The sequence below is a fragment of the Myxococcus sp. CA056 genome, assembly GCF_013336715.1.
GTDB lineage: Bacteria > Myxococcota > Myxococcia > Myxococcales > Myxococcaceae > Myxococcus > Myxococcus llanfairpwllgwyngyllgogerychwyrndrobwllllantysiliogogogochensis.
In genome coordinates this window covers 116,930-143,832 of the sequence record NZ_JABUMT010000015.1, presented here as the reverse complement: position 1 = coordinate 143,832, position 26,903 = coordinate 116,930, and the positions used below count along the sequence as shown (strand labels likewise).

At 69.0% G+C, this 26,903-nt stretch carries 17 protein-coding genes; 6 read left to right on the top strand and 11 right to left on the bottom strand.

Annotated elements, in window-relative coordinates; all coding sequences use genetic code 11:
• Positions 1-56: 56 nt before the first annotated feature.
• The 5 genes from eno to HUA76_RS37460 form a co-directional block, all read right to left on the bottom strand.
• Entirely contained in the window at positions 57-1,340 is a 1,284-nt protein-coding gene (gene eno, locus HUA76_RS37480) for a phosphopyruvate hydratase (protein WP_141644748.1), read from the bottom strand.
• A gap of 72 nt (positions 1,341-1,412) precedes the next feature.
• Positions 1,413-1,850: a DUF2220 domain-containing protein gene (locus HUA76_RS37475; protein ID WP_174455662.1), complete on the bottom strand. Its 438-nt coding sequence runs from the start codon at positions 1,848-1,850 to the stop codon at positions 1,413-1,415.
• A complete protein-coding gene (locus tag HUA76_RS37470; RefSeq protein ID WP_174455663.1) occupies positions 1,847-5,230 on the bottom strand; it encodes an ATP-binding protein in 3,384 nt (1,127 codons plus the stop codon). Before HUA76_RS37470 ends, HUA76_RS37475 begins: the two co-directional genes overlap by 4 nt.
• Complete coding sequence (locus tag HUA76_RS37465; protein ID WP_174455664.1) at positions 5,227-5,841, bottom strand: DUF4194 domain-containing protein; 615 nt, start codon at positions 5,839-5,841, stop codon at positions 5,227-5,229. Before HUA76_RS37465 ends, HUA76_RS37470 begins: the two co-directional genes overlap by 4 nt.
• Entirely contained in the window at positions 5,838-7,274 is a 1,437-nt protein-coding gene (locus HUA76_RS37460; RefSeq protein ID WP_174455665.1) for a DUF3375 domain-containing protein, read from the bottom strand. The genes HUA76_RS37465 and HUA76_RS37460 overlap by 4 nt, the downstream gene beginning before the upstream one ends.
• Before the next feature lie 1,112 nt (positions 7,275-8,386).
• Between HUA76_RS37460 and HUA76_RS37455 the strand changes: the two genes are divergently transcribed.
• Positions 8,387-9,154, top strand: a complete 768-nt coding sequence (locus tag HUA76_RS37455; RefSeq protein WP_174477689.1) for a sulfotransferase domain-containing protein — start codon at positions 8,387-8,389, stop codon at positions 9,152-9,154.
• 38 nt (positions 9,155-9,192) lie between these two features.
• Here the strand turns inward: HUA76_RS37455 and HUA76_RS37450 are convergent, their stop codons facing one another.
• On the bottom strand, positions 9,193-9,333 hold the full coding sequence (locus HUA76_RS37450; RefSeq protein WP_174455667.1) for a hypothetical protein: 141 nt from the start codon (positions 9,331-9,333) through the stop codon (positions 9,193-9,195).
• Positions 9,334-9,620: 287 nt separating this feature from the next.
• Between HUA76_RS37450 and HUA76_RS37445 the strand changes: the two genes are divergently transcribed.
• A complete protein-coding gene (locus HUA76_RS37445) occupies positions 9,621-10,637 on the top strand; it encodes an endonuclease/exonuclease/phosphatase family protein (RefSeq protein WP_174463589.1) in 1,017 nt (338 codons plus the stop codon).
• Positions 10,638-10,646: 9 nt separating this feature from the next.
• Here HUA76_RS37445 and HUA76_RS37440 read toward each other — a convergent pair whose 3' ends face one another.
• A complete protein-coding gene (locus tag HUA76_RS37440) occupies positions 10,647-11,183 on the bottom strand; it encodes a YceI family protein (RefSeq protein ID WP_174455668.1) in 537 nt (178 codons plus the stop codon).
• 296 nt (positions 11,184-11,479) lie between these two features.
• On the opposite strand from HUA76_RS37440, the gene HUA76_RS37435 reads away from it, so the two are divergent.
• Together HUA76_RS37435 and HUA76_RS37430 are read left to right on the top strand one after the other, a co-directional pair.
• Positions 11,480-12,322, top strand: a complete 843-nt coding sequence (locus tag HUA76_RS37435) for a RimK family alpha-L-glutamate ligase (RefSeq protein WP_174455669.1) — start codon at positions 11,480-11,482, stop codon at positions 12,320-12,322.
• A 153-nt stretch (positions 12,323-12,475) separates the two neighbouring features.
• Positions 12,476-13,891, top strand: a complete 1,416-nt coding sequence (locus HUA76_RS37430; protein ID WP_141644757.1) for a radical SAM protein — start codon at positions 12,476-12,478, stop codon at positions 13,889-13,891.
• On the opposite strand, the gene HUA76_RS37425 is transcribed toward HUA76_RS37430, so the two are convergent.
• The 3 genes from HUA76_RS37425 to HUA76_RS37415 all read right to left on the bottom strand — a co-directional run bounded on the left by HUA76_RS37425 (position 13,884) and on the right by HUA76_RS37415 (position 19,206).
• Complete coding sequence (locus HUA76_RS37425) at positions 13,884-18,164, bottom strand: AAA family ATPase (RefSeq protein ID WP_174463588.1); 4,281 nt, start codon at positions 18,162-18,164, stop codon at positions 13,884-13,886. The two genes, HUA76_RS37430 and HUA76_RS37425, sit on opposite strands and share 8 nt — an antisense overlap.
• 7 nt (positions 18,165-18,171) lie before the next feature.
• Positions 18,172-18,573, bottom strand: a complete 402-nt coding sequence (locus tag HUA76_RS37420) for a hypothetical protein (RefSeq protein WP_174455671.1) — start codon at positions 18,571-18,573, stop codon at positions 18,172-18,174.
• An 81-nt stretch (positions 18,574-18,654) separates the two neighbouring features.
• The gene (locus HUA76_RS37415) at positions 18,655-19,206 is read right to left on the bottom strand and encodes a molybdenum cofactor carrier protein (protein WP_174455672.1); all 552 of its coding nucleotides are present in this window, start codon (positions 19,204-19,206) and stop codon (positions 18,655-18,657) included.
• 257 nt (positions 19,207-19,463) lie between these two features.
• On the opposite strand from HUA76_RS37415, the gene HUA76_RS37410 reads away from it, so the two are divergent.
• Positions 19,464-19,769, top strand: a complete 306-nt coding sequence (locus HUA76_RS37410) for a hypothetical protein (RefSeq protein WP_141644761.1) — start codon at positions 19,464-19,466, stop codon at positions 19,767-19,769.
• 114 nt (positions 19,770-19,883) lie between these two features.
• Positions 19,884-20,855 carry a sigma-54-dependent Fis family transcriptional regulator gene (locus HUA76_RS37405; RefSeq protein ID WP_174463587.1) on the top strand — a complete coding sequence of 324 codons (972 nt, stop codon included), beginning with the start codon at positions 19,884-19,886 and terminating at the stop codon, positions 20,853-20,855.
• Here the strand turns inward: HUA76_RS37405 and HUA76_RS37400 are convergent.
• Positions 20,836-26,547 (bottom strand): AAA family ATPase, encoded by a 5,712-nt coding sequence (locus HUA76_RS37400; protein WP_254614748.1) that lies wholly within the window; start codon positions 26,545-26,547, stop codon positions 20,836-20,838. The two genes, HUA76_RS37405 and HUA76_RS37400, sit on opposite strands and share 20 nt — an antisense overlap.
• Between the last annotated feature and the right edge of the window lie 356 nt (positions 26,548-26,903).

Here is a 26,903-nt window from a genome sequence, read left to right as displayed (position 1 = left end):
CCGCGTGACGGACGGCACGACGGCCGGACGACTCCGCCCGGCCGCCGACGCGCGCCTCAGGCTCCCACGCGCAGCACGGAGCGGCCGCCGTAGCGCGCCTGCTTGCCCAGCTCCTGCTCGATTCGGATGAGCTGGTTGTACTTCGCGGTGCGGTCCGCGCGGGACAGCGAACCCGTCTTGATTTGACCGCAGTTGGTGGCGACGGCCAGGTCCGCGATGGTGGCGTCCTCCGTCTCACCGGAGCGGTGGGACATCACGGCGGTGTAGCCCGCCTTGTGCGCCATCTCCACGGCGGCCATGACCTCCGACAGCGTGCCAATCTGGTTGACCTTCACCAGGATGGAGTTGGCGATGCCGTTCTTGATGCCGTCGGCCAGCCGCGTCACGTTGGTGACGAACAGGTCGTCGCCGACAATCTGGATCTTCTTGCCGATGCGGTCCGTGAGCAGCTTCCAGCCGGCCATGTCGTCCTCGGCCAGCCCGTCCTCGATGGAGACGATGGGGTACTTCGCCGCCAGCCCCTCCAGGTACTTCACGTGCTCTTCGATGGAGCGCTTCTTGCCCTCGCCTTCGTAGTCGTAGACGCCGCCCTTGAAGAACTCGCTGGCGGCACAGTCCAGCGCCAGGGCGATGTCCTCGTTGGGGCGGTAGCCGGCCTTCTCGATGGACTTCATGATGAAGTCGAGCGCCTCTTCGGCGTTCTTGAGGTTCGGCGCGAAGCCGCCCTCGTCACCCACGTTGGTGCCGTGGCCGGCCTCGGACAGGCCCTTCTTCAGGGTGTGGAAGACCTCGGCGCCCATGCGCACCGCCTCGGAGAGCGACTTGGCTCCCACGGGCATGATCATGAACTCCTGGAAGTCGATGGGGTTGTCCGCGTGTGCGCCGCCGTTGATGATGTTCATCATCGGCACGGGCAGCAGGTTGGCGGAGACGCCCCCCACGTAGCGGTAGAGCGGCAACCCGCGCGCGGCGGCGGCGGCCTTCGCCACGGCCAGCGACACGCCGAGGATGGCATTGGCGCCGAGCTTCTTCTTGTTCGGCGTGCCGTCGAGGGCAATCATCGTCTGGTCGATTTCGAGCTGCGCCTCCGCGTTCATCCCGCGGACCGCGTTGAACAACTCGTTGTTCACCGCGGAGACGGCCTTCAGCACGCCCTTGCCAAGGTAGCGACTCTTGTCGCCGTCCCTCAGCTCCACGGCCTCGTGCGTGCCCACCGAGGCACCGGAGGGAACCGCGGCGCGACCGCGAATGCCGTTCTCCAGGATGACATCGACTTCGACAGTGGGATTGCCGCGACTGTCGAGAATCTCACGGCCTACGACACCGACGATTGTAGTCATCGCGCCTTCGTAGCGAAGCGGTCCCAGTGCGTCAAGACACGAGTCCCCGAGCGAACCGGGGCATCTCCTGACTCACGCGGACAGTCGGGCCAGGGTGTTCTCCACCCAGCGAAAGCCGATGTGTTCCTGCTCCAGTCGGACGCGCTCGCCCAGCCGCTGATGGCGAAGGTCCTCGTAGAGCGCGGCCTCCGACTCGGTGAGTCGCGACAGCGTGCCCCGGTGAGGCTTGTCCTCCTCCACCCAGTGCGCGTTGTGCGCCAGCAGCACGTCGCGGTCCATCAGCAGGGAATGGACGCGGGGATGGTGCGCGCGCAATCGGTCGAGGATGGCGAAGCCATGCGTGTCGATGTCGCCCCAGTAGTACACCCCCTCTGGCCGGCGCAGGCGCAGGGTCAAAGGAAAGAGCGCCTCGCCGGAGAGCGGGGCCGAGAGGATGCGGCCCGAGTCCCAGACGCGCCGGACCTGCTCCCGCACGTTCGCCGGAGTGGTCCATGCGAGCACCCGGCTCATGCGCTCCGGGCCTCTCGCTCGGCGTGGTACTGCTCGATGGTGAGGTTGCGAACCCGGGAGCGGCGGCCCTCCTCGTTGTGGACGTAACCCACGCTGGCCACGTACGGCTCGATGACGCGAATCTTCTGCAGCGGCGTCACGATGAGCAGTTGCAGGTCCAGGCGGCGGAACAGCTCCAGCCCATACGCCGCCGACTCGTCCGAGCCGCGCCCGAAGGCCTCGTCGATGACCACGAAGCGGAACGAGCGCGAGCGCGTCTCGCCCCACTGCAGGCCGAACTGGTAGGCCAGGCTCGCGGCCAGCACCGTGTACGCGAGCTTCTCCTTCTGTCCGCCCGACTTGCCGCCCGAGTCCGCGTAGTGCTCGTGCTCCTGGTCATCCGCGCGCCAGCGCTCCGAGGCGGAGAAGCTGAACCAGTTGCGCACGTCCGTCACCCGCTGCGTCCACTTCGCATCCGCGTCGGCCTCGCCCACTCGCCCCCGGAAGCGCTCGATGATGCGCTTCACCTCCAGGAACTTCTGCTCGGAGTACGCGTCATCCTCCGAGCCCGTGAGCGTGCCCTCCGTGCAGGCGCGCAGGTCCTGCTGGAACTCGCGGATGTCGGCGTCCACCGTCGGCACCAGCTCCAGGACGATGTAGCGGTCCGGGTTGTAGTCGATGGCCCGCAACGAGCGGTTGATGGTGTCCACCCGCTCGCGGATGCCGTGGCGCTCCCGGTGGAGCTGCGCCTGGAAGTTGGCCACCTCGCGGATGGTGTTCTCGTTCAAGAGGCTCTTGAAGCGCGCCTCGAAGCGCGGAAGGTCGTCCGCGCGCAGCGAGCCGAGCAGTGCCACGTACTCCGCCGCGGCCTCCAGGCTCGCCGCCAGCTCCTGGGTCTCCAGCGGAAACTCGGTGCGATACGCCTGCATCGCGGCAAGGAGGGCATCCCGCACCCGCTCCTGCTTACGCGCCTCGCTGTCGATGCGCGTCTGGAGCCGCTCGCGCACCTGCCGCTCCCGCTCGTCGCACGCGTCCGCTTCGAGCGCCGCGCCCCCCTGCCCCTCCGCGCTGAGCGTGGCCACGCGCGGGTAGCAGGCCCGGATGGACTCTGACGTCTCCCCCATCGTTCGCTGGCACGCCGTCAGCGTCCGCCGCGTCGCGTCCTCCTTCTCCTCCAGGCGTCCCTGGCGCTTCTCCACGGCCTTCAAGGTCTGCTCGGTCGCCGCCAGCTCCTTCTCGACGGCGTCGAGCTCCCGCTCGAAGCCCCTGAGCACGTCGGACTCGCCCTCCAGGGCCTTGAGTCGCTCCTCCCTCCGCTGGATGTCGCTGGCGACCAGACGCCAGTCGAGCTCCCGGAAGGTGTCGAAGACGGCGAGCTGGCCCAACTGCTCGCCCTGGGTCTGCAGCCGCGCGTGGCGCTGTTCGAGCGCCTCCCACCGCGCGGTGGCCGCCTGGATTCTCGCTTCCAAGGCGCGGGACTCCGACTCCAGCGCCTGACGCTTGGTGTCGTTCGTCCAGCCCAGCACCCACTGCGAGCGGTCGTCGATGCGGCGCCGGTCGTCCTTCAAGTGCCGCTCCCCGCCCGACTTCACCTGTCCCGAACGAGAGAGCGCCTGACGTGAGCGAACGAACTGCTCCGTCGTGTCGCAGCAGGTGTAGTCGAACTGCCGGGCGAGCTGCCCCTCCAACCACGGCGCCATGCTGGAGCCCGGCTTGAGGGCGAGCTTGTGCGGAAGGGACTCGGGCCGTGACGGTGGCACCCGCGTCAGGCCCTCTTCCCGGACGCGGTAGTAGACGAGCCGCTCGTTCAGATGGGTGCGGTCCACCCACTGACTGACCCGCGCGTAGTCGGAGTCGGGCACCAGCAGGGACACGCCCAGCGAGTACAGCACGCGCTCGATGGCGCCCGTCCAGTCGCGCGCCTCGTCGCGGATTCGCAGCAGCTCTCCGGCGAACGGGAGCGCGTCCTCGGACAGCTGGAGGTCCGCGCACAGCCGGGCCCGGAGGTGGAGGAATCGCGCCGGGATGTTGGAGCGCTGACGACGCAGCGCCTCCAGTTCCACGGACACGGCCTCGTGCGCCTTCTTCATGTCACGCAGGTCCATGACGACCTCCGTGCGGGTGTTCTGCACCTCCGCCAGCTCGCTCGCGGTCGCCTCGCGCTGGAACTGGACCGAGCGCGCATTGGAGAGGAAGACCTCCAGCTCCGTCGCGGCCGGCAGGCCCACTGCCTGGGCCATCCGCGAGTAGCGGTCCGCCTTCCGCAGGCGCTCGTCCCGCTCATGTCTGCGCTGCACCAGCTCCGCCTTCTCCGTCTCCAGGCGGTCTCCCCCGTTGGCGGAGATGGACTGACGCAGCCTGTCCCGGTCCGCCCCGTGTCGCTCGCGCTGCTCCCGCACCTGCTCCGCCTGGAGGCGCACCTGCTCGCGCTCCGCCTCCAGGCTGGCCAGCCGCGCCTCGAACAGTCGCGCCTTCTGCTCGGAGAACCAGGGCCGCAGGGCGTCGCGGCAGCTTCGCAGCGCGTCGAGCTCCGTGGACAGGGCGGTGAAGCGCTCATGGTCCGCCACCAGCGGCTCCAATCGGCTCACCTGCCGTTTCGCCTTGAGGACCGCTTCGTGCGCGCGGTGGAGGTCATCGAAGTGGCCCATGAGCGCCGCGAGCCGCGTCTCCACGTCGAAGGGAGGCAGCATGTGCTGGCGCACGAAGTCCGTCAGGTTGCCCACGGACTTCATCGACACCGTCTGGAGGAACAGGTCCAACGCCTGCTCGTTCTCCAGCCCGAAGCGTCGCCGGAAGGCCGCCTGATATGGAGGGAACGTCTCATGGACTTCGCGCGAGAGGTCCTTGAGGCGCTTCTTCAGCGCGTTCAGGTCCGAGCCGCAGCGAGAGAAGTGCTCGGTGATGGAGAGCTTCCCATCCGCGACCACGTACAGCCGCGCGGGCTGGCCCTCCGGCTCGCGCATCCACATGACCTGGGCGAGCGTGACGTCCTGGCCATAACCCTCGTTGTGGAAGTGGGCGAGCAGCACCGAGTACGTCGGCGCGTCGCGGAGGAAGACGGGCCTGGCGCCCTGCCCTCCCTCGCCGCGCTCGGACTTGTACTGGCCTCGCACATAGGAGCGCAGTGAGCGCTCCCGGGCCTCCGCGCCCGCTGCCTTGTTGTAGGCGAGCTTCTGGGGCGGCACGAACAGCGTCACCAGGCCGTCCACCAGCGTCGACTTGCCCGAGCCGATATCCCCAGTGAGCAGCCCGCTCTCGCCCTGGAGCTCCAGGTGCCACACGCGGTCGTGGAAGGTGCCCCAGTTGTAGACCTCGAACCGGCGCAGTCGAAACCCCGCGCGCTCGTTGGGCGCGCCGATATCCAACAGGTCCGCCTGCGTGAGAGGACGCACCGTGCTCATTCCACACCTCCAGGTTGTTTCTCGACGAGCTGGTCGCGGTAGGCCGCGAGCCGCTGCTCGAAGTCCTCCAGCCACTGCGCATCGACGAATGCCTTCAGGATGCGGCGGACCTCGAAGGTGTCCTCCTCCCCCAGCCTTCGGAGGAACCCCATCTCCAGCGCCCGCTCGATGTCCTGATTCACGCGCTCCACCCACCGGACCTCGTTGGTGCCATCCGGGAGGAACAGCCTCACCAGCTCTTGCAGCTCATGGCGCCGGAGCACCAACCGCCCGCCCCCCGCCGCGGCGTCCGCATCCGCGAGCTTCTTGCGCAGCAGCGCGAGCAACAGGCTCAGGCCATACCCTAGCTGCCTGCGCGCGATGAGCCGAGGCAGCTCGGATGCGCACTCCCCCTCCGAGCGCTGTCGCAAGAACGCGTGGCCCTCCGACTCGTCGAGCATCAACCGCATGCCCAGCACGGACACCTGGTCCCGCACGCGGGCTTGCAGTTGGAGCAGGGACTGCCACAGCGCGGAGTTGTCCTCGCGGTAGACAACACCTTTCAAGAGGGAGACCACGACGAGTGACAGGGCATCGGGACCTTCAGAGGGACGCGGAGCGGGGGTCGTCATCGGAGGAAGAGCACCAGGGGAAGGGTGGCGCGGCGCGGGTGGCCGCTCGCGTCGGTCCAGAAGAGTTCTTGCGTACGGGCCTCATCGACCGAGGAGCGCCTGTCCTCGGAGGCAAGGCTCAGGTAGACGACCAGCTCCGCGAGGCCGTGTTGCAAGGGGTGCTCCCGCACCAGCTCCGCCAGGGAGATCTGCTCGCGTGACTGGAGGGCCTCCCGGACGTGCGTCTTCAACCGCGCCTTGTCGATGAATGCGAGGTTGAAGAGGGCCTCGGAGGGCACGTCCTCGGTCGCCTCCAGCACCTCCTCGTCCGCCATCCGGGTGCGCGCGGGCGGTGAGTACATGGGACGCTCCAGCGGAAGCTCGAGCGTGGGTGCCAGCTCGTCGAGCGACATGAGGGGCACGGTGGGGGGACGCGTGCGCACGGCGAGGGCGTGTTTCTCGATGCCGCGCAGCACCTGGAGGATGCGGCGGTTCTCCAACCAGACGCGGTCATCCAGGAAGCGGCGGAGCTGACCGGACAGCCTCGCCACTGTGCGCTGGGTGTGCTCGCCGGCCTCCAGCCAGTCGAAGTGGATGCGCGGCAGGCGCGAGTCCGGCTGGAGCGACTGAATCGCGGGATGGGCCAGCACGCGCTCCAGGTTCCGGGTGAGCGACTCCTTGCGCTCGGGGGACATGAGGAAGTCCCAGAAGGCTCGGAAGCTTCGCCCCTGGTCGGAGCCATTGATGGCGTCTCGTTCGCCCAGCACCGTCTCCAGGAGTTCGCCGCGCGTTCCCTCCCACGTCGCGATGCGCTCACGCACGCGCCGGTCCAGCGCATGGAAGCCGTCCTCCAGCGCCCGGAAGTCGGACAGCAGTCCGCGCGCGGTGTCGGACATCTGCTGGAAGCGGTCCTTGAGAGCGGACTCATCCATCAGGTCCAGGTGGCCGGCGCGCACGCGGGCGATCTCCGCCTCCACTTCGGCCTTGCGGCGCTCCAGCTCCACGAGCCGGGCCTCGGGGTCGGGCTCGGTGCCCTCGGTCATCTCCTGGAGGAGATGGAAGACGGTGAGCAATCGGGACTCGGTGCCCACGAAGGGTTGCTCGGTGAGCTGGCTCAACCAGCGGATGGCGCGCTCCGCCGCGGGCGTCAGGTCGAAGTGCGGTTCATCCGTGTCGGGCGGATAGAACTTGCGCAGCCAGCCCGCGCTGTCGGCGGCCCACTCGTCGAGATACGCGCCAGCACTTCGAGGAAACGCGGCCTCCCCGCGCCGCTCCCGGAGGGCGTGCAGATGGTCGTCGAGGCGCAGCACCAGTTCCCGTTGGGGCGTGGCGCGGGCGTTGGATTCGACGAAGACGCGGTGGAGGAAGCTGACGATGAGGGAGGCGTGGTCCGCGACGAGCAGCCGCCATGCGGGATGCTTCAGTCGCAGGGTTTCGAGCGTCGCGAAGTCCATGAAGTATCACCCTTACACCGCGCCTCTGACATGCCCGGGTGACCCCACGGGGTGGTTGTGTTGATGAAGATGGGTGTCGTGCCTGGTTGGTTGCCCACCCGCGAGGGACCTCGCCCAGCACGAGCCCCCATGGCCCGATCCACCCGGACGTTGGGCAACAGCAGGCGAGAGGTGGCCACCGGCTCCGCGCCCGCGTGGGCGACCAGGCACACGGAGGTCTCCAGCATGTCGAAGCGGCTCACCGCAACAGGAGCGACGCGCCAGACCGCGAGGACGGCGCTCCTTCTTCAAAGACAGTCCAACGGGTCAGCAGCGCGTCAACCAGCTCCCACCGGGTGGTCGCGACTCGACAGGTCAGTGACGACATGGGACCTCTCACGACGTATGGGTCCAGGCACGGCGTGGCCGGCCCACTTCCCATTCGTCGCGAAGCGCCAAAGCGCGGCGAGGCCGCCACCGCCCTGTCCTCCTGGGCAACCCGGCGGGAAGTACAGAGCTGCGCCGTGCTGGGTCTTCGGGTGAAATGACGTCATCCGCTCGACATCCGCCAAGGAACCCGGCGCAATGCAGGGACTGGAGTCTCCAAGATGCCCCTCATGAAGACACTGACGCTGGCAGGATGGGTGCTGGGCGCGCTGCTGTGGAGCGCCTGTGGTTCCGACGATGACGACGAAGGGGCGTGCGTGCAGGTGACCGTCTTCGCCCGGTCCGCGACGGGGAACTGTTCCGCCTACCCGTCGACCTGCGACGTTCCCGCCGGCTACGTCGAGTGCTGCGGGGGTTTTCTCGGCGGCTGCGTCGCCTCCGGACCTGATGCGCGGTGCGTCGACGACCCCACGGACTCCTGCTCCCCTAACACAGGAGGTGCGGATTGCCCTGGCGTCTGCGACTAGATTACTGAAAATTTCCGATTCCCTGGACGCCTCGGCGAGCCACGCCAATCCTGCGTTGGTTGTGTCGACGTGATTGTGCATAGTGCGTCGTTCATGTCGTCACCGGCTCATTCCGTGCCGCGCAGTCGCCCCTGGCTGCGCTCCCTGCTGCGTCAATCCATTATCGGACTCACGTGGCTGTCAGGGCGGCTGCTGGCGACCGCCGAATGGCTCCGGTGGGTGCGTCTGAGATATGTCTGGCTCAAACCGCGACGCGGAGACATCTACATCGCCACCAGCCCCAAGGCGGGAACGACGTGGATGCAGATGATTGTCTTCCAGCTCGTCACGCAAGGCCGGGGCGAGTTCGAGCACATCAATCAGGTGTCACCCTTCCTGGAGCTCCTGCCCCGCGATGCCACCACGGAGCCCCTGCTGGACTCGCTGCCCTCACCGCGCATCCTGAAGTCGCACCTGCCCTTCCAGCAGCTCAAGCCGCCCAGGCACAGCCGCATCATCTACGTCACGCGCAACGCGGCGGACTCGCTGGGCTCGCTCTACCACCACCACTGTCTGATGGAGGCCACGCCCCTGCCCTTCGAGGGCTACTTTCGGGTGGTGATGGATGTGGAGAACCCGTGGCTCGGGCACCTCGAGTCCTGGTGGCCGCACCGGAAGGACGCCAACGTCCTGCACGTGCGCTACGAGGACTTGATTGAGAACCTGGAGGCGGGCGTCAGGCGCGTGGCCGCGTTCTGCGAGCTGCCCATCGACGAGTCGCGGCTGGGCAACATCCTGGAGCGGTGCGGCATCGCGTACATGAAGCAGCACAACGAGCGGTTCGACATGCGCGGGCCGCAAGCGGCGCTCCAGGGCCGAGGCACCTTCATCCACCAGGGTGGCGTGGGCCAGGGCCGCGCGAAGCTGAGCGAGGAGCAGCGCGCGGAGCTGGACACCCGGGTGGTCCGCGCTCGCCAGCGGCTGGGCATGGTGGCCACGGAGCCGTAGGGCCAAACGCTCGCCCGGCCGCACCCGGAGCGCTGGGGCTACACGTCCGGCTTGGACGGGTCCTTCCCCTTCTGCTTGTCGTTCTTCCAGCCCCAGCTGGAGCTCCACATCCCGGGCCCCGTGAAGAGCACCGTGACGAGCGTCATCACCGCGGCGCCAATGAGAATCTCCCAGAACATGTCCACGCCTCCAGCCACAGAGTCAGCACCATCCGTACACGCCCAGCATCCCTGATGAAGGCGTAACCGGCGACACATCCCAAGGGGAGTGTCACCTCGCCCACCCGTCGCGAGCACCCTACCGCCCGCTCCCTCGGGGACCCGACGAGAGGTCGCCCTTGAAACAATGACGGGTGGCGTCAACGGCGCGCGGCAACCTAGCAGCTCATGCCCCGAGTGCAATCGAGGACGGAGACACTTCGCCGTCGGGGGCCGGTCCACTTCGCGGTGGTACTGTGCCCGCCCGAATGCCTCTGCTCCCCATCCGTGGCCCGCACCGCTCCGCAGTCATCGGCGCGTGCGTCTCTTCTCTTCGCCGTGCTCCGCTGCTCATGGGCCTGCTGTTCGGCGTCCTCGGCTGTGAGGGGCGACCCCCTCCGGAGAATCCAGGCCCGGCGAATCCGTGTCCCTCCGGCACCTGTGGCGGCGGCCAGGTCGTCCGGCCCGAGGGGAGCGTGCGCATCGCGGCGTTCAACGTTCATCGCCTCTTCGACACCGTCTGCGACTCAGGGAAGTGCGGCGGCTCCGAGTATGAAGCCCTGCCCACGCCGGGCGTCTTCGATGCCCAGGTGGGTCGGCTGGCGAGTTCCCTCACCACTCTGGACGCCGACATCGTGCTGCTTTCCGAGGTGGAGACCCAGGTGGGGCTCGACGCGCTCCAGGCGCGGCTGCCGGAGTTTCCTCACGCCGTGCTGGGCGAGACGGGTGGGACGGCCTCCGTGGACGTGGCGGTGCTGTCCGGCTTCCCCATCACCTCGGTGGGAAGCCATCGGGACCGCGTCCTGACGCGACCGGATGGCTCGACGACGCGCTTCTCGCGCGAGCTGCTGGAGGTGCACCTGGACGTGAACGGCAAGGAGGTCATCGTCTTCGCCGCGCACTTCCGCTCGAAGGTGGATGACGACCCGGGCCGTCGCTACGCGGAGGCGGACACCACGCGGACCATCGTCGCTCAGGCCGCCGCGCGCGCGCCGAAGGCGCTGGTGGTGATGGGCGGCGACCTCAACGACGTGCCCGGCTCGGCGCCCATCACCGCCATGGAGCGAGATGGACAGCTGCTGCGCGTGGCGAAGGACCGGCCGGACGACCAGACCTGGACCTATGTCTATTCCGGGCAGAAGCAGGCCATCGACCACCTGTTCGTCGCGAACGCGGCGGGCGGCACCTATGTGCCGGGCTCGTTCCGCGCGGCGCGGGAAGGAGGCGGTGGGTTTGGCGGTTCGGACCACTCCGCCGTGCTGGCCGACTTCCTTCCCTCGCCTTGAGCCGCGTCTTCAGCTCGCGGCGGGCAGGGCCTGGATGTCCAGTTCGATGTCCACCTTCTCGCCGACGAGCCACCCTCCGTTGTCGAGCGTCTTGTTCCAGCGGATGCCGTAGTCGGAGCGGTTGATGGTGCCCTTGGCCGTGTAGATGAGGCGCATGCTGCCCCACGGGTCCTTCGACGTGGCCGTGTGGCGCGCCTCGAACACGACGGGCTTCGTCACGTTGCGGATGGTCAGCTCACCGAGGAGCCGGAAGCCCGCGCCTCCGGTGGGCTCCAGGTTCGTGCTGCGGAAGGTGAGCCTGGGCGCGGCGTCCGCGTCGAGGAAGTCGGGCGAGCGCAGGTGCGTGTCGCGGTCCGGCGCGCCCGTGTAGATGCTGGCCGTCTCCGCGCTCACTTCGACCTCGCCCTGGGTCGGCCGCTCGGCGTCCACGCGCAGCACGCCGGAGACGCGCTCGAAGCGGCCGTGCACGCGCGCCACCACCATGTGGCGGGCGATGAACAGGACAGAGGAATGGGATGAATCAATGTTCCAGGAGGTCACGGGCATGAGGGGGGCTCGTTGGGTGAGAAGTCGAGGGGGAGCGTCGCGAGCGGGTCACCGCGGACACAGTCATCCTAGAGAAAGAACGCACCCCAGGTGGCCTATTCGAGTGACGCTTCAAACATTGCGACGCGAAGTGAATGCCTACCCGACGTGGCGCGCGCGCAGGCGAGCGTGGACGATGTCAGACATTGCGCGAGCCCCCGTCGGGGTGTCGCCGTAAAACAAACAAGGCCCGTACACTCGGACGCCTTGGCGCTTTTTCCCCAGCCTCCGAACAGTGGATGCTTTCCGGAGAACAGATGCGTCCCAACATCGTGGTCGTCAACGGCGAGCGGCACTGGCCGACCTACTTCCCGGAGGCCGAGGTCATCCCGGTCCGACTCCAGGACTCCGCCTGGGTGCTGCGCGAGGGCATCCTGTGGTGCATCACCCGAGAGGCGGCGGTGCGAGTCGACGGCGTCTTCTGGCGCGTGGGCGCCATCCGTCCGGACCCGCGCCATCGCACGGTCCTGGACCTGGTGCGACTGAGCGGCGTGCCGTGTGTCAACCCCGCGAAGACGCTCGTGCGGTGTCATGACCGGCTGTCCATGCTCGCCGAGCTTCGCGAGGCGGGCCTGCCCGTCATCCCCTTCGACGTCGCGCTCGGTGACGACATGGTGCGCCGGATTGCCCGACCCGCGCCGTTCGTCGTGAAGGTGGGTAACCACCATGGCGGTTACGGGAAGGCGCTGGTGCGAAAAGAGTCCGAGTGGTTCGAGGTCGCGGACCTGCTGTTCGCCGCCGATGACTACGCGGCTGTCGAGCCCTTCATCGACTACCGGCGGGACGTGCGCTGCCTGGCCATCAGGGACCAGTTCTGGGCCATGTCGCGCGCGGGCGCGGGCTGGAAGGCCAACGTCCAGACGCGAAAACACCAGGTCATCGACGCTCCCGAGGAATTGGTGGGCTACACCCGGCGGGCCCTGGAGCACCTGGGGGCTGATATCGTCGCGCTCGACTTCCTGGAGACGCAGGAGGGGCGCTTCGTGTTGCTGGAGTGCAACGACACGCCGGGCCTGTCGGGCTTCCCCGAGCAGCTGTGTTCCGAATTGGCGGAATGTCTCCGGGAGAAATTGCGGACCCGCCCCCCAGCTGGGGCCTGAAACACGCGGGGGTCCATCGGGACACAGCCGCTGTCATTTTGCCAAGACGGCTCACCCGGAGGATTCTGGGAACACGGTCTCACGAGGGGGAGACTCCGACTGTCGACGGCGAATCCTCGCTCGCGCCGCTTCATCCTGGAGCCACAGCCTCGCATGCGGATCGCCGTCATCGCCACGTACACGCACCCCACGCGCCTGCGCATCAAGGAACCCTCCATCATGCAGTCCTCCGTGCCGGAGCTGATCGCCGGCCTGTGCCCCGAGCACGCGGAGGTGGAGGTCTTCAACGAGAAGGAGGTGGACATCCCGTTGGACCGGCACTGGGACCTGGTCTTCTTCTCGTACCTGCACTCCTACTACGAGCACACCAAGGTGCTCTCCACGCTGTTCCGCCAGCGCGGAATGACCACCGTCGCCGGCGGCCGCCACGCCACGCACTTCCCCGACGACGTGGCGCTGTACTTCGACGCCGTCATCACCGGTGAGCCCGAGTCCAACGTCCCCGCCCTCATCGCGGACTTCGAGAAGGGCCAGCTCCAGAAGCGCTACGAGCGGCCCTCGCTCGGCCCCACCGCCATCCAGCCGTATCGCTACGAGCTCATCGACTTCACGAACAACAAGGTGCGCCTGCCCGGCATCGAGGCGTCACGCGGCTGCCCGTTCCGCTGCAACTTCTGCGTCCTCACCGGCCACGAGCGCTACCGCTACCGCCCCGTCGCGCAGGTCATCGACGAAATCCAGACGCGCATGCGCTGGAACCCCAACTACCTGGGGTTGATGAAGGACGCCTTCATCTTCCTCGACAACAACCTGGGCGGCTCGCCCAAGTACCTGCGCGAGCTGTGCGAGGCGCTGATTCCCCTCAAGAAGACCTGGGGCTGCGCGCTCACCTTCAACGTCCTCAAGGACGCGTCGCTGGTGAATCTGATGGCCAAGGCCGGCTGCCGCTACGTGTACACCGGTCTGGAGTCGCTCAACCCCGAGTCCATCAAGGCGATGAACAAGGGGCAGAACACGCTCTCCGAGGTCGACGCCGTCATCCGCCGCACCTTCTCCGCCGGAATCCTCCTGTCCTTCGGCCTCATCGTCGGCTCGGACGGCGACACCAACGAGTACCTGGAGAAAATCCCCGAGTACCTCGCGGACCTGCAGTACTTCTCCGTCACGTTCCTCGGCATCGTCAGCCCCTACCCGGAGACGCCGTTCTTCCGAGAACTGCAGGCCGAGGACCGGCTCCTGCCCGGCACCGTCAGCCGCGACTACGACGGCTACACGCTCTGCCACCGGCCGAAGAACCTGCACCCCTCCGAGGTCGTGGACCACTTCCACCGGCTCTGCGCACAGTTGGGGAGCCTGCCGAACATCGCCCGGCACTACTGGTCCAAACTGACCTTGAGCAACCTGCCCCGCTACAAGCAGACCATCCTCTTCGCCGGGCCCGAAATCCTCAGCATCCGCAACCCGCTGAAGAACCCGGCCCGCCGCTACATCGCCGGCATGGACGCGCTGGAGGACTGGGACACGAAGCAGATGGCGGCGCTCGGACTTCAGCCCCAGCGCATCACCTGAGCGCGACGGCGCGAGGCGCTTCCACCGGGGCAGGCGGCGTCAGGCCCAGCTCCGCCTCCAACCGGTCCAGGCGCCGCAGCTCCGCCTGGGCACCAATGGACTGGAAGATGTCGCGCGCCCGCGCCAGGAACTCCACGCGCCGGTGCGGCAGCGCCACGGCCGCGTCATGGTACGCGACGCCCGTCTCCCACCGGTTCGGCGTGTCCTCCAGGAAGGCGATGGCGCGCAGGAACAGCGACTCCGCCGCCTTGCCGCCCTTCTTCAGCGCCAGCGCGCGCGCCGTCACCCGCATCGCGGGCCCCTTCAGGTACGGGTAGCGCCGCCCCAACAGCCGCGCCTTGAACAGGCAGCGACGGATGATGGCCCACAGCGTCTCCTGGGGCACCGCCACCGCGCCCTGCTCCAGCGCGAACAGCGCGCCCTCCGCCGCGTCGACCAGGCCAATGTGGAGGAAGGGCACCAGCACGTGGTAGCGCCACAGCGCCTCGTCCGCGCGCACCGCCATCAACCCCGCTTCCTCCACCTGATGCTCGCGCACCGTCACGTTGACCAGGTGGTTGAGGCTGGCGCACTGGTTGGCCAGGTCCTGCACCTCGATGCTGATGCGCAGGCCCTGCTCCAGCTCCGCGCACAGCTCGCCGACGTCGCCCTCGCCCCGCAGGTAGCGGCACATGGGAATCCACGAGTGCGCCCACCCCTGGTGCATGAGCGCGTGCAGCTCCTCGCCCATCTTCCCCATCTCCACGAAGGCCCGCTCGGCCCCCTCGAAGCGCGAGGCGAGGAACTGGCTGGAGCCCAGCATCATCAGCCCCGTCTGCACCTCCCACATGTCCCGCACCTGGCGCAGCAGGGACATGGCCTGCTCGGCGTACTGCGTCGCCTGCGCCAGGTCGTTGCTGAAGACGGACAGCGTGGCCAGCCGGCTCAGGGCGATGCCCTCCGCCGATGGATCTCTCGCCCGCCGCGCGTAGTCCAGCGCGCGCAGACACCAGCGCTTCGACAGCCCGAGGAAGCCCGAGCCGAACAGGAGCGAGCCGTAATAGCTGCTCGCCAGGCTCAGGCCCCGCTCACCGCGCGAGCGCTCCGCCATGATGGTGGCCACCATGGTCGCCCAGGTGAGCTTGGCGATGTCCTTGAAGTAGTAGATCTTGATGAGGGAGATGAGCGTGGTCAGCTGCTTGAGGTACAGCGGCAGCCGTGAGCCCAGGGGCCGCGCCAACCAGGGGAACAGCGCGTAGAGCAGGTGCAGCCCGAAGGCCAGGAGCGTGCGCACCACGAGCGCGGGCAGGCTCCCCGGCGTGCGGTGCCCCATCAACTCCATGGCCCGCTCCAGCTCCTGGATGGCGCGCTTGGACTCGCCCTTCTCCTGATGGGCTCGCCCCAGGCCCAGGTGCAGCTCCGCGCGGCGTGACACCAGCTCCTCGTCCGCCAGGCACTGCTCGAACATGTGGATGGCGCCCGCGTAGTTGCCCGCCTGCAGCAGCGTCTCCGCCAGCTCCTGCATCACCCGGCGCGTCTTGAGCAGCACCTCGTCCGGGTCCAACTCCACCGTGCCGGCGAGGATTTCGATGGCACGGTTGTAGTGGTGGAGGGCGTCGTCGTTGGCGTACTGACCGCGCGCCCCTCGGGCCGCCATCAGCGTGTACTCCAGGCCCTTCACCTCGTCGTTCCCGGCGAGGAAGTGGAAGGCGAGGATGCCCGCGGACGCCGCCGTGTTCTCACCGGCACGGGCTTCCAGGAAGCGCGCCAGGCGCCGGTGCAGGTCCTCCCGCGACGACACCATGAGCGTGTTGTAGGCCGCGTCGCGGATGACGATGTGCTTGAAGATGCAGGTGTAGGGCTCCTCCACCTCCAGGAGGATGAGGCCCAGGTGCGTCAGCGTGTCGATGGCCTCGCGGATGCGCTGACGGGACACCGAGCCCGGCGCGAGCGCCGCCACCGCGTCCAGCGTGAAGATGCGGCCGATGACGGACGCCACCTTCACCACCAGCTTCTCCGTCTCGCTCAAGAGGTCGATGCGCGCGAGCACCACGTCCTGGATGGAGTCCGGCAGCACCAGCGTCTGGAGGCTCCGCTTCAGCTCCCGCCGCGACGCACCCGGCGACACCGGCCCCAGGTAGCCGCCCTCGACGAGCCCCTGGACGATGGACTCCGCGAAGAACGGATTGCCCTGCACCTTGGACAGGAGCACGTCCTCCAGCGCCGTGTCTGGCGGCTCCATGCGCAGGTGGACGCGCAGGAGCGCGCGGGTGTCCTCGTCCTCCAGGCTGGACAGGTCCAACCGGCACAACCCCGGCATGTCGTCGCGCACGTTGCGCAGCTGCTCACCGGGCCGCATCGTCACCAGCAGCGTCAGCCGCAGCGGCGCGAGCCGGGCCGCCACGTACTCGATGAGGTCGACGGAGATGTTGTCCGCCCAGTGCAGGTCCTCGAAGAACAACAGCAGCGGCGTCTTGCGCGCGTGCTTCTCCAGGAGCTGGAAGATGATTTGAAAGACCTTCTGGTTCTTGTGCCGCGCGTCCAGCCCCACCGTGGCCGCGTCTTCCTCCACGCTCAGGCCCAGCAGGGCGGCCATCACCGGAATCCACTCCGGGCCCGCGTCCTCCAGCCCGTCGAACCCCTGCCGCAGCCGCGCGAGCTGCGCGTCCACGTCGTCGCCCTCGTGCAGGCCGAAGAGCTGCACGAGCACCTCCTTCCAGGGGAAGAAGGGCGTGAACATCTCGTACGAGTAGCAGATGCCGTACAGGCTGCGCGCGCCGCGCGACTCCGCCTCCTCCACCACCTTGGCGCCCAGCCGCGACTTGCCGATGCCCGCCTCGCCGGACACCACGCACAGCCGGCCGCTGCCCGAAAGCGACTCCTCCACCGCCGCGTGGAGCTGCCCCAGCTCGCGCCCGCGCCCGACGATGCCGCCCCGCCCCTTGATGAAGAGGCTGCGGCGCACCTCGCCCTTGAGCTGGTAGACGGGCACCGCGCGGGAGACGCCCTTGAGCGTCGCGTCCTCCACGAACTCCGTGGTGAAGCCGCCCGCCTGGAGCTTGCGCTCCGTCTGCGCGTCGATGTGGATGCCCACTCCGTCCGCGTACGTCATCAGCCGCGCGGCCAGGTTCACCACCTCGCCCAGCGCCGAGTAGCCCTTGCGCCAGGGCGAGCCCATGTCGCCGAAGTAGGCGTGCCCCGTGGCGATGCCAATCTGCAGCTCGCGCACGTACGGGAAGGACTCGCGCTCACGCAACAGCTTGCACGCCAACCGGCTGGCGAGCACTTCCTTGTTCTGCTGCGCGGTGGGCGCGCCGAAGAGGACGTAGAGGACGTTGCCCTTGTCCGTGAAGTCCGTCATCAGCAGCACGCCGCCGTGGTGCGCGCTCTCTCGCTGGACGTGCTCGTAGAAGGCGTTCAGCTCGCGGGTGAAGCCCTCGATTTCCGACGGCGAATGGTCCGTCTTGAAGCGCAGGAAGAAGCAGGTGAGGTCTCGGAAGTCCCCGCCCAATTCCTGGTGCGCGGTGGTGATGCGGGTGAAGAGCACCGGGTGCAGCAGGAGCGCGCAGCGGCCCACCAGTTCCTCGCCACCAGGGGAGACGAACGTGGGCGGAGCCCGCGCCTCCAGCGGCACCGAGGGCTCCAGGCGGAAGGCGCCGTCGCGCTCCTCGCCCACCCGGGCCAGGTCCGGCAGGAGCGCCCACGCCTCGCGGCTCAGGAGGACCTCTCCCACGCGGGCCCGCTTCTCCGCGGCCACCGCCTGCTCCAGCGGGTGGCCCACGAGCGCCGGGTGCATCCACATGCCTGTCGTACCCAGGACGATGCGGTGAGACTCCCCCACGCCGATGCCGATGCGCGACGACACGGCGAAGCGCTGTCCCAACAGCTCCAGCCGGGAGAAGCGCGCCAGCCGCCGCTGCACGTCCAGCGCGCACCGCGCCGCGCGTCCCACCGCCTCCGCGTCGCCCTCGCTCACGGCGGGCTCGAAGCAGGCGAGGATGGAGTCTCCGGCGAACTGGTAGATGTCGCCGCCGTGCTCCTTCACGACGTCGATCATCTCCGTGTAGTAGCTCTCCAGGAGGCGCTGGAGCGCGTCGATGCCGCGAGGCCCCTCGCCACTCAGCCCGACGACGATGGGCGTGAAGCCCGCGATGTCGAGCACCAGGATGGCGCCGCGCACCGACTCCACCGGAGGCAGCGCGTGCGCCTCTGTATCCTCCAGGCGGCGCAGCAGCGCGCCGGGGATGTAGGGCCGCAGCGAGGAGAGGACGAGGTCGATGTCCGCCGACGACATGCCGCCCTCAGCCCAACGTCCGGAAGCGAATCCACATCGCGACCACACCCACCGCGGCGTAGAAGAATGTCTCGATGGTCTCCGACAGCGGCTGCGCCCTTCTCAGCGCACCCCACGCGTGGACCACCACCATCGCCGCGCACACCCAGCCGATGAGCTCGAACAGCGCCGGCTGACTCCGGGGGTCCGGGATGTAGCGCACCACCGTGAGGATGATGGCCAGCGCCACCCCTCCCAGACAGCGGCCGAAGTACACCGTCAGGTCCGTGTTCCCCTGCACCGGCGCCCAGCCGAACCACCGGGACCAGCGCAGCGGCATCAGCAACAACGGCAGCGCGAACACCAGCAGGAAGAACGTCGTCGAGACGGCGAGGAACCAGCTGGCGAGTGGGTATTCGGCGCTGATCATGTCGACAGCCGTCCATCCTAGTCGTTTTTCCCCCGGCTTCGAGTGCCCTCGATCAAACCAAGCAATCCTGGCTTTTCTCGCTCAGGGAGCAAGGGGCCGGGCGGGCTCACGAACGGAGGCGCGGATGAACTCGGCGACGCGCTCCAGGGAGTCGGTGCGCTCCAGCTCCGACGAGAAGCGGCGGAACGCCTCCGGAGGGCCGAAGAGGATGATGGGCTTGCCGTAGCGCAGGCACAGCGAGGCCTCGGAGGCGGTGCCGGCGCCCCCCGGCAGGGCCACGAGGGCGTGGGGGGTGAGCACGTTGATGTGGTTGCGGCTGAGCGGGTCCGTCCCCTGCTCTCCGCTGAGGGGCAGGTGGGTGTAGATGGCCAGCTCCACCCCGGGGTTGGGGTAGCCGGAGCGCGGCACGTAGTCGCCGTCCTTCACGGTGCCCGGGACGATGCCAATGGAGATTCCGCGCCGACCCACCACCTGGACGAAGGCATCCGCGGCGGCCCGCATGACGCCACTGCCGGCGCCGGTGAGCAGGTCGAACCCCGCTTCGGCGATCCACCGTGCCAGGGGAATGACACGCTCCAGGTGCTCTTCCTGGCCTGATCCGAAGACCCCGATGATCCGCCGTTCCCTTCGCATGGATGCCCACTCCTTCCCGGACCTGTGACCGGCCCTCCCGGAAGCTTCTTCCATGTGCGTCCGACGCACCCGGCGCAACCGTTCAGTGCCGCACAGAGGGGGCGTCGGCCGTTCACCGACGGAAGGATCCACCCTCGGACAGAGACCGAAATGACACTTGCAGGACGGCGCGCGCGGCGGGGTGTGACTCCCCCGGGGGCCCTCCACCTGTCAGACCCCCTCCCTACCCTCCTTCACGTCAAGCCTGGAGGTCGGCCTTGTTCGACACCTGTGGTGGATGTGAGCGGCGCGGTGGCCCCGGTGAAATCTTCGACTGGTGCGCCAACTGTGAGCTGTCCTTGTGCCCCCGCTGCATGAAGCGGGGATGCTGCGACGCGCTACCCGCGGAGTCGGGGCGGGATGCTCCGTTGATGTTGCCGGACCCGCCGGAAGAGGAGGAGGCCCCCTTGCCGGAGCACTTCGGCGGGCGGTGCTGCTCCAGCGCCCGCGCGGTGGCGTGCTCGTGTGCATTCCACTGGGTCTGTGAGCGACACGGGGACCAGCACATCGGCACCCACGACTGAAGCGACGGCGTGAGGGAAGAAAATCCCGGGCGTACGTTCAACCGTCGGCGGCACAGAGCCAACGGCGTCCCGAGCCTGGGGCGCGCGTGACGCAGGCTGACGGGGGATTCGTCGATGACCATGGTGCTGGGGCACGGACCGATTCACGTCCGGCTGATGGAGCTGGTCGCAGCCGCGGCGACAAACGACGCGGAGGTGCTCATCCAGGGGCCGAGCGGCGTGGGCAAGGAGCTGTATGCGCGGCTCGTCCACGAGCAGAGCGCCCGGGCACCCCATCCGTTCATCCCCGTCAATTGTGGCGCCCTGCCACCGGACCTCTTCGAGAACGAGCTGTTCGGCCACGTGGGCGGCGCCTTCACCGGCGCGAAGACGCGCAACCGGGGGCTGGTGGCGGAGGCGGAGCACGGCACCCTCTTCCTGGACGAGCTCGACGCCCTCCCCCTCTCCAGCCAGGTGAAGCTCTTGCGCCTCATCCAGCAGAAGGAATACCGGCCGCTGGGGGACTCACGGCTGTATCACTCCGACGTGCGCATCATCGCCGCCACCAACACGGACCTGCTGGCGGCGGCCCAGGCGGGACACTTCCGCTTCGATTTGTTCTTCCGCCTGCGCGTGCTGCCCATCGACGTGCCCCCGCTGCGCGAGCGGCCCGAGGACATCCAGCCCCTGCTCGAGTACTACCTGCGGCGCTACGCGGACGAGTATGGCAAGGCGCCCGTCACCTTCACGGAGGCCGCGAGGCATCGCCTGATGACCTACGCGTGGCCCGGCAACATCCGCGAGTTGGAGAACTGCGCGCGATACCTCCTGTGCACGCGCGCGGGCACCTGTGTCGACGAGGAGGACCTGCCCCTGCTGGCGGAGCCCGCGCCCACGGGCCACCGCGAGCCGATGTCCGCGGTGTCCCGCGAGTCCTTCCAGGTGGCCAAGCGCCGCGTCGTGGAGGCCTTCGAGAAGGCCTGGCTGGAGGGCTCGCTCGTCGAGCACGGGGGCAACATCGCCGCCGCCGCGCGCGCCAGCGGCAAGCACCGCCGCGCCTTCTTCGAGCTGATGCGGCGGCACGGCCTCAAGGCCCACTCGCGCTGACGGGGACGCTCTCCTCCACGGGCCCCTCGCACGGCAGCTCCACGGTGAAGCGGGCCCCGGCGCCCAGCGTGCTCTCCGCGCGCACCTGCCCGCCCAGCGCCGCGACGATTTCGCGGACGATGAAGAGGCCCAGGCCCAGGCCGCCGTACTCCCGCGAGGAGACGGCGCGCTCGAAGCGGCCGAAGATGTGGGGCAGTCGCTCGGCGGGAATGCCGATGCCCTGGTCGACAATCTCCAGCCGCACGCGGCCTCCGGTCTCCTCCAGGTGGACCTCGATGGGCTGCCCCGCGCCGAACTTGAGCGCGTTGGCGAGCAGGTTCGTCACCACCTGCTCCAGCCGGACACGGTCCCACCGGCCCATGCAGCCCGGGGCCAGGTCCAGCGACAGCGAGGACTGCGAGCGCTGGATGGCGTCGCCCAACCCCTCCACCACGGCACGCACCACGGCCTCCAGGTCCACGGTCTCCAGTTGCAGGTGCAGCCGCCCCGTCTGGATGCGGGAGACATCGAGCAGTTCGTCCACCAGGTGCGCCAGCCGGCGCGTCTGGGCCTGGGTGGAGCGGGAGGCGCGCTGGACGGAGTCGCGCGTGGGCACCTCGCTGCGGGCCAGCCCCTGCACGGAGAGCTGCAACGCCGTGATCGGCGTGTAGAGCTCGTGCGCGGCGATGGAGAGGAACTCGTCGCGCAGGCGGATGGCATCCTGCGACTCGTGGTACAGCCGCGCGTTGTCCAGGGCGATGGCCGCGCGGCGCGCCAGGTCCTGTGCCAGCTCCAGGTCCACGGGCCCATAGCGCTTCGCCGGCACCGAGGAGACGAGGGTCATGACGCCCAGCAGTCGCTCCCGGGCGATGAGGGGCACCGCCATCAACGTCCGGGCCTTCAGGGCGCGGATGAGCGCGAAATGCCGCGCGTCCCGACACAGTCGCGCCAGGAGTTCGTCAGTGAGCACCGGGATGAGCAGCGGCTCCTTCGTGCGCAGCACGGCGTTGGCGGGCTGCGACGAATCCCAATCCGGCGTGTACGACGCCTGGAGCTCCCGGGCGAGCCCCTCCGAGGCCGGGTCCGCGTGCGCGGTGGAGAGCCTGCGGATGGAGCCCGACGCATCCACCACGTCGATGGCGCACACGGTGGCCAGGAAGGGCACCGCCAGTCGAGCCAGCCGCTTGAGGGTGGCCTCGTAATCCAGCGACTCGGCGAGCACCACGCTGGATTCGGCCAGGAAGCGCACGGCCTCCTCGGCCCGCTTGCGCTCCTCGAAGAGGAGGCTGTTCTCCAGGGAGATGGCCATCTGCGAGGACAACAACTGGAGCACCCTCACCCGGTCCGGGGTGAAGGCGTGCGTGGCCAGATTGTTCTCCAGGTACAGCACCCCCATGGTCCGCGCGTGGCGACGGATGGGCACCACCAGCGCGGACTTCACCCGCTGCCGCGCCACGTACGCGTCCGTCACGAAGCGGCCCTGGTGCGCGGCGTCTCCCAGCACCACCGCGTCCCCCGTGCGCCAGGTGTGCCCGAGGAGCGACTCCGGCACCAGCTCCGCGCCCGCGAGCGGGACGTGGAGCCGCGTCATCGGCTCACCCACGCCCCCCACCGCCTCCAGCATCGGCGTGCCCTGCTCCTCCAGCACCAGCGCGCCCCGCTGCGCCCCAGCGACCTCCAGGCACACCGCCATCAGCTTCTCCAGGAGCCGCTCCAACGCCACCTCACCGGACAGCGACTGCGCGGCCTTGAGGATGCTCAGCAGGTCGAGCGACGCGCCCCGGAAGTCGTCCCCCGTCGGCGTGACGGTCTGGTCCCAGATGCCGGGCTCCTGTATCTGGATGTCCGGAAACTCCTCCTGGAGCGCGGCGACCACGGCCTTCGCCCCCCAGCGCGCATACCCCTCGCGCGCGGCCCGCAGGTACAGCGTGGCGATCCGCTTCCGGCCCAGCGCGCTGTACAGCCGTCCCGCGAGCACGTTCGCGAGGGCCTCGTCCTGCGGGAAGCCTTCCTCCCGGGCCCGGTCGATGGCCTCGTCGAACAGCTCCGCGGCCTCCGTGAAGCGCCCCTCCAGCCGGGCCCGCTCCGCCGACAACATCAGGTGGCGGTGACGGAAGTTCTCCGGGCAGTTCGTCGCCCAGTGCCGGAAGCGGTGCCACGTCTGCTCGACATACGCACGGCGCGCCTGTCGCTCCGCGTCGCTCCCAGCGTCCACACTGGCCGCCAGCACGAGCGCGCCGAAGAAGGCGTGCTCCGTGACGTTGAAGAGCGACTGCACGAAGCGGAGGTTCGGCTCGGCCGCGCGGAACATCTCGCGCGCACCCGCGAGGTCCCCGAGCAGGTAGGACGTCTGGAGCCGGAGGATGAAGAACTGACCGAGGATGGTCGGGTCGCCTTTCGACTGCTCCAGGAAGGCCGCCGTGTCGAACGTCGCGTCGTCGTAGCCTCCCCGCTCGCGCGTCCTCCCCTGGAGACACCGAACGGCCTGACGCAAGGCGAGCTGCGTGTCCGCCATGGCGCCCTGCCCGCTCTTGCGGTCGAAGGCCAGGGCCCCTTCGGCTTCCGCGTGGACGCGGTCCAGCTCCGTGCCCAGTCGCAGCCGGGTGAAGCTGATGCTGGCCAGGAGGTAGGCGACGTACTGCGGCTCTCCGCTCTCCAGGCCCGCGGCGAGTCCCCGACGCAGCAACGGCATCGACGAGCGCAGGGGCTCGCGCCAGTGGCGCATGTAGAAGAGGAAGGCGGCGAGGACGCGACACTCCTCACGCGGGTTGGCGAAGCGGCGGCTCAACTCCATGCCCAGGTGACTGAAGGGGTGGCCCGCGGCGTAGTCGCCCCGTGACTCGCCATGGATGAGGCCGAAGCACACGTAGGCGAAGGCCGAGTACACGCTGTTGCCGTGATTCAGCGTGAGGCCCAGCATCCGGGTGTAGATGAACGAGAACATCGGCGGGTCGGAGAACCACGCCGCGATGCCCGCGCTCATCAAGAGGCGCATGCAGCCGCGCTCCAACGAATCGGCCATGCGCGGCGCCGACAGCAGCTCCTCCTCGGTGCGAGCCTTCCACATCTCCACCACCTGGGGCAGCTCCGCCTGGAAGTCGGCGGTGGCATCCCCGTCCGGCAGCGCCACGCCAAAGAGTCGCAGTCCCTCGCGGGCGTGCTGGAGCGCCGCCGCGTGATTCCGGCCGAGGATGCTGGCGTTCATGCGCAGGACGTAGAGGTCCACCTTCTCCAGTGGCGACGTGGCATGCGCCATCGCCTGGTCGATGAGGCGCTCGGACAGGAGGCGGTCTCCCGTGAGCTGCGCGCACTCCGCCGCGTCCTGGTGGAGCCGGAGCATGCGCTCGCGCTGCGTCTCCCAGGCGTCCTCCGGGAGGAGGACTCGGGCGCGCATGAAGTAGGCCAGGGCGGCCTCGAAGGCGGAGGCGTCTCGCACCTTGCGCCCCGCGCGCTGGTTGAGCTCGGCGAGCCACTGGCGCTCGGTGGCGGTCTCCACCACGTCGCCGCCCAGGTGGAAGTGGTCCGCCACCTCGCAGATGCGCGGCTCGGCCTCCACGCCCGGGGCGTCTTCCCAGAGACGGCGGCCGATGGTCCGGTGCAGTGCCCGGCGCTCCTCGTCCGACAACAACGAGTAGGCGGAATGTCTCACACGGTCATGCGCGAAACGGTACGTGGCCTGCCCCTCCGTCAGCCCGTCCGGCGTCGGCTCCGGATGGAGCGGCTGGAAACGAGGTCCCCGCCCCTCCGGGACGAGCAGGCCCGCGCGCAGCGCGCTCCACAGCGCTCCCGCCGTGTCCTCCATGGGGGCATCGACGACGCGAGCCAGGAGCCACAGGTCCACCTGGCCGCGCATGCACGCCGCCACCGTCAGCAGCCGCTGCGTGTGCTCCGGGAGCCGGCGGATGGAGTCCAGCATCAGCTCCACCACGTTGTCGGTGACCTCCGCCTGTTCGATTCGCGCCAGGTCCCAGTGCCACGAGCCGTCCTCCAGCTCATATGTAAGCAACCCGGTGCGATGCAGGTGCCGCAGGAAGTGGCTGATGGAGAACGGGTTGCCCGCGGTCTTCTCCAGCACGAGCCGCGCCAGCTCCCGCGCGCGCTCCGGCTCGCAGCGCAGCGTGTCCGCGCACAGCGTCGTCAGGGCGGACAGGTCCAGGGGCCCCAGCTCCAGGAGTCGCGGCGCCGCAGTGGTGCCCGCGAGTGACGACAGCACTCGGGAGAGGGGATGCGACGTGCCCCACTCTCCGGGGCGATAGGCACCGATGAGAAGCACATGGTGCAGCTCCGGGTCCGTCACCAGCCGCGTGAGCAGCTCCAGCGTGGCGGCGTCCGCCCACTGGAGGTCGTCGAGGAACAACACCAGCGGCTCCTCGTCCGTGGCGAGGTCGCGAAGGAAGGACTGGAGCAGCAGGAGGAAGCGGCTGCCCGCCTCCCGAGGGCCCAGGGGGACGATGGGAGGCTGCTCGCCGATGAGCCGCTCCAGTTCGGGAACCAGCTCGGTGAGCACCCTCCCCTGGGTGCCCAGCGCTTCCTGGAGACGCTGCCGCCACTCGGCCACTTCGTCGGGAGGTTGCTCCAGGACACCGACGACGAGCCCCCGGACGGCCTCCACCAGCGAGGCGTACGGTGCCTGGCCCTTCAGCTCCGAGGACTTTCCGGAGAGGAAGCGCGCCGTGCCCAGGTGCGCGCGCAGCGCGTGGACCAGGGACGTCTTGCCGCTCCCCGAGGCTCCCGACAACAGCACCCACTCCCGGGCGCCGAACCGCGCGCGCTCCAGCGCGGCGTCGAGCACGGCGCGCTCCTGGTCGCGGCCATAGAGCCTGTCGGGCAGCCCCAGCTCGCGCGCGAGGTCATACCGGCCCAGTTCGAAGGCGATGGGCGTACCCGGTCCGCGCCAGCGTCGCTGGATTTCTCGCAGGTCCTCCACGAGCGCCTCGGCGCTCTGGTAGCGCTCCTCGGGCACCTTCGCGAGCAGGCGCAGCACCACGTCGGAAAGGATGGCGGGAAGCTGGGGGTTCTTGTCGACGGGAGGCACGGGCGGCAGCGCGAGCAGGGCGTGGACCAGCTCCGCGGCGTCGGTCGACACGAAAGGCGCCTCGCCCGTGAGCATCTCGTAGAACGTCGCGCCCAGCGCATACAGGTCCGCGCGGTGGTCGACCCGGCGGCGCATCCTCCCGGTCTGCTCGGGGGCGATGTAGCGCAGCGTGCCCTCGAAGCCACCGGGGACTCCCGCCATGTGCACGAGCCCCTGCACGCGCGTGGACAGGTCGAAGTCGATCATCACCAGCCCGCGTCCTCCAGGCGCCACGACGAGGTTGGCGGGGTTGAGGTCGCGGTGGATGACATGCTGGCGATGCAGCGCGCCCAGCGAGCTGGCGAGGTCACACGCCAGTTCCAGGAAGAGGTCCACCTCGATGGGGCCCCGGCGCAGCCATTCCCGCAAGTCATGGGGTCCTGCGTCCTCGATGGCGAGCGCAGGCTGGCCCGCCACCACCTCCAGCGCCACCACGCGGGCGACTCCGTGGAGGTCTCGAAGGTCGCTGAGCATCGCGAGCTCGTGACGCAGCAGGCCGGCGCTGCTCTCCGCCAGCGGCCCTTCGCGGACGACCTTGAGCACCCGCGCGGCGCCCTCGGGCGTCCAGGCGCGGAACACGTCGTAGCGGTGTCCCCGGTAGATTCTTCGCACGTCCTGATAGCCGGCCAGCTCCAGCATCACGACCCCTCGACGACTTCCCAGGGGAAGTTGCACACGCGACAGGCCCCGGGGCTCAGAAGGCACTAACGGATGATGCGGGCGCGGTCCTGTCCAGAGGAGCGGGCCGCCTGCCGCTCGGACGTCAACAGCTCCTGCGTGCGCCTCGCGGCATGCCTGCCTCGGGGTCCGAGAGTACGTCGGCTAGTGAGCGCCCACCGCCCCGTGCTCAGGGGCGAGGAGCGGCTCCAACGAACAGCCCGCTCGGTCCAGCAGTGGAGTTGCTTCAGTTTCGGCGTGAGGAGCGCGACGTCCTCTCAGGCCGCGACCTGGTTCGCTCAGGAAGGCGTCGGCACGCCCAAGAAGCGTTCCGATTC

Bases quoted from the DNA above. Each gene is read 5' to 3' on its own strand.
- eno (WP_141644748.1), bottom strand. From the start codon at position 1,340: ATGACTACAATCGTCGGTGTCGTAGGCCGTGAGATTCTCGACAGTCGC.
- HUA76_RS37475 (WP_174455662.1), bottom strand. From the start codon at position 1,850: ATGAGCCGGGTGCTCGCATGGACCACTCCGGCGAACGTGCGGGAGCAG.
- HUA76_RS37470 (WP_174455663.1), bottom strand. From the start codon at position 5,230: ATGAGCACGGTGCGTCCTCTCACGCAGGCGGACCTGTTGGATATCGGC.
- HUA76_RS37465 (WP_174455664.1), bottom strand. From the start codon at position 5,841: ATGACGACCCCCGCTCCGCGTCCCTCTGAAGGTCCCGATGCCCTGTCA.
- HUA76_RS37460 (WP_174455665.1), bottom strand. From the start codon at position 7,274: ATGGACTTCGCGACGCTCGAAACCCTGCGACTGAAGCATCCCGCATGG.
- HUA76_RS37450 (WP_174455667.1), bottom strand. From the start codon at position 9,333: ATGTTCTGGGAGATTCTCATTGGCGCCGCGGTGATGACGCTCGTCACG.
- HUA76_RS37445 (WP_174463589.1), top strand. From the start codon at position 9,621: ATGCCTCTGCTCCCCATCCGTGGCCCGCACCGCTCCGCAGTCATCGGC.
- HUA76_RS37440 (WP_174455668.1), bottom strand. From the start codon at position 11,183: ATGCCCGTGACCTCCTGGAACATTGATTCATCCCATTCCTCTGTCCTG.
- HUA76_RS37435 (WP_174455669.1), top strand. From the start codon at position 11,480: ATGCGTCCCAACATCGTGGTCGTCAACGGCGAGCGGCACTGGCCGACC.
- HUA76_RS37430 (WP_141644757.1), top strand. From the start codon at position 12,476: ATGCGGATCGCCGTCATCGCCACGTACACGCACCCCACGCGCCTGCGC.
- HUA76_RS37425 (WP_174463588.1), bottom strand. From the start codon at position 18,164: ATGTCGTCGGCGGACATCGACCTCGTCCTCTCCTCGCTGCGGCCCTAC.
- HUA76_RS37420 (WP_174455671.1), bottom strand. From the start codon at position 18,573: ATGATCAGCGCCGAATACCCACTCGCCAGCTGGTTCCTCGCCGTCTCG.
- HUA76_RS37415 (WP_174455672.1), bottom strand. From the start codon at position 19,206: ATGCGAAGGGAACGGCGGATCATCGGGGTCTTCGGATCAGGCCAGGAA.
- HUA76_RS37405 (WP_174463587.1), top strand. From the start codon at position 19,884: ATGACCATGGTGCTGGGGCACGGACCGATTCACGTCCGGCTGATGGAG.
- HUA76_RS37400 (WP_254614748.1), bottom strand. From the start codon at position 26,547: ATGCTGGAGCTGGCCGGCTATCAGGACGTGCGAAGAATCTACCGGGGA.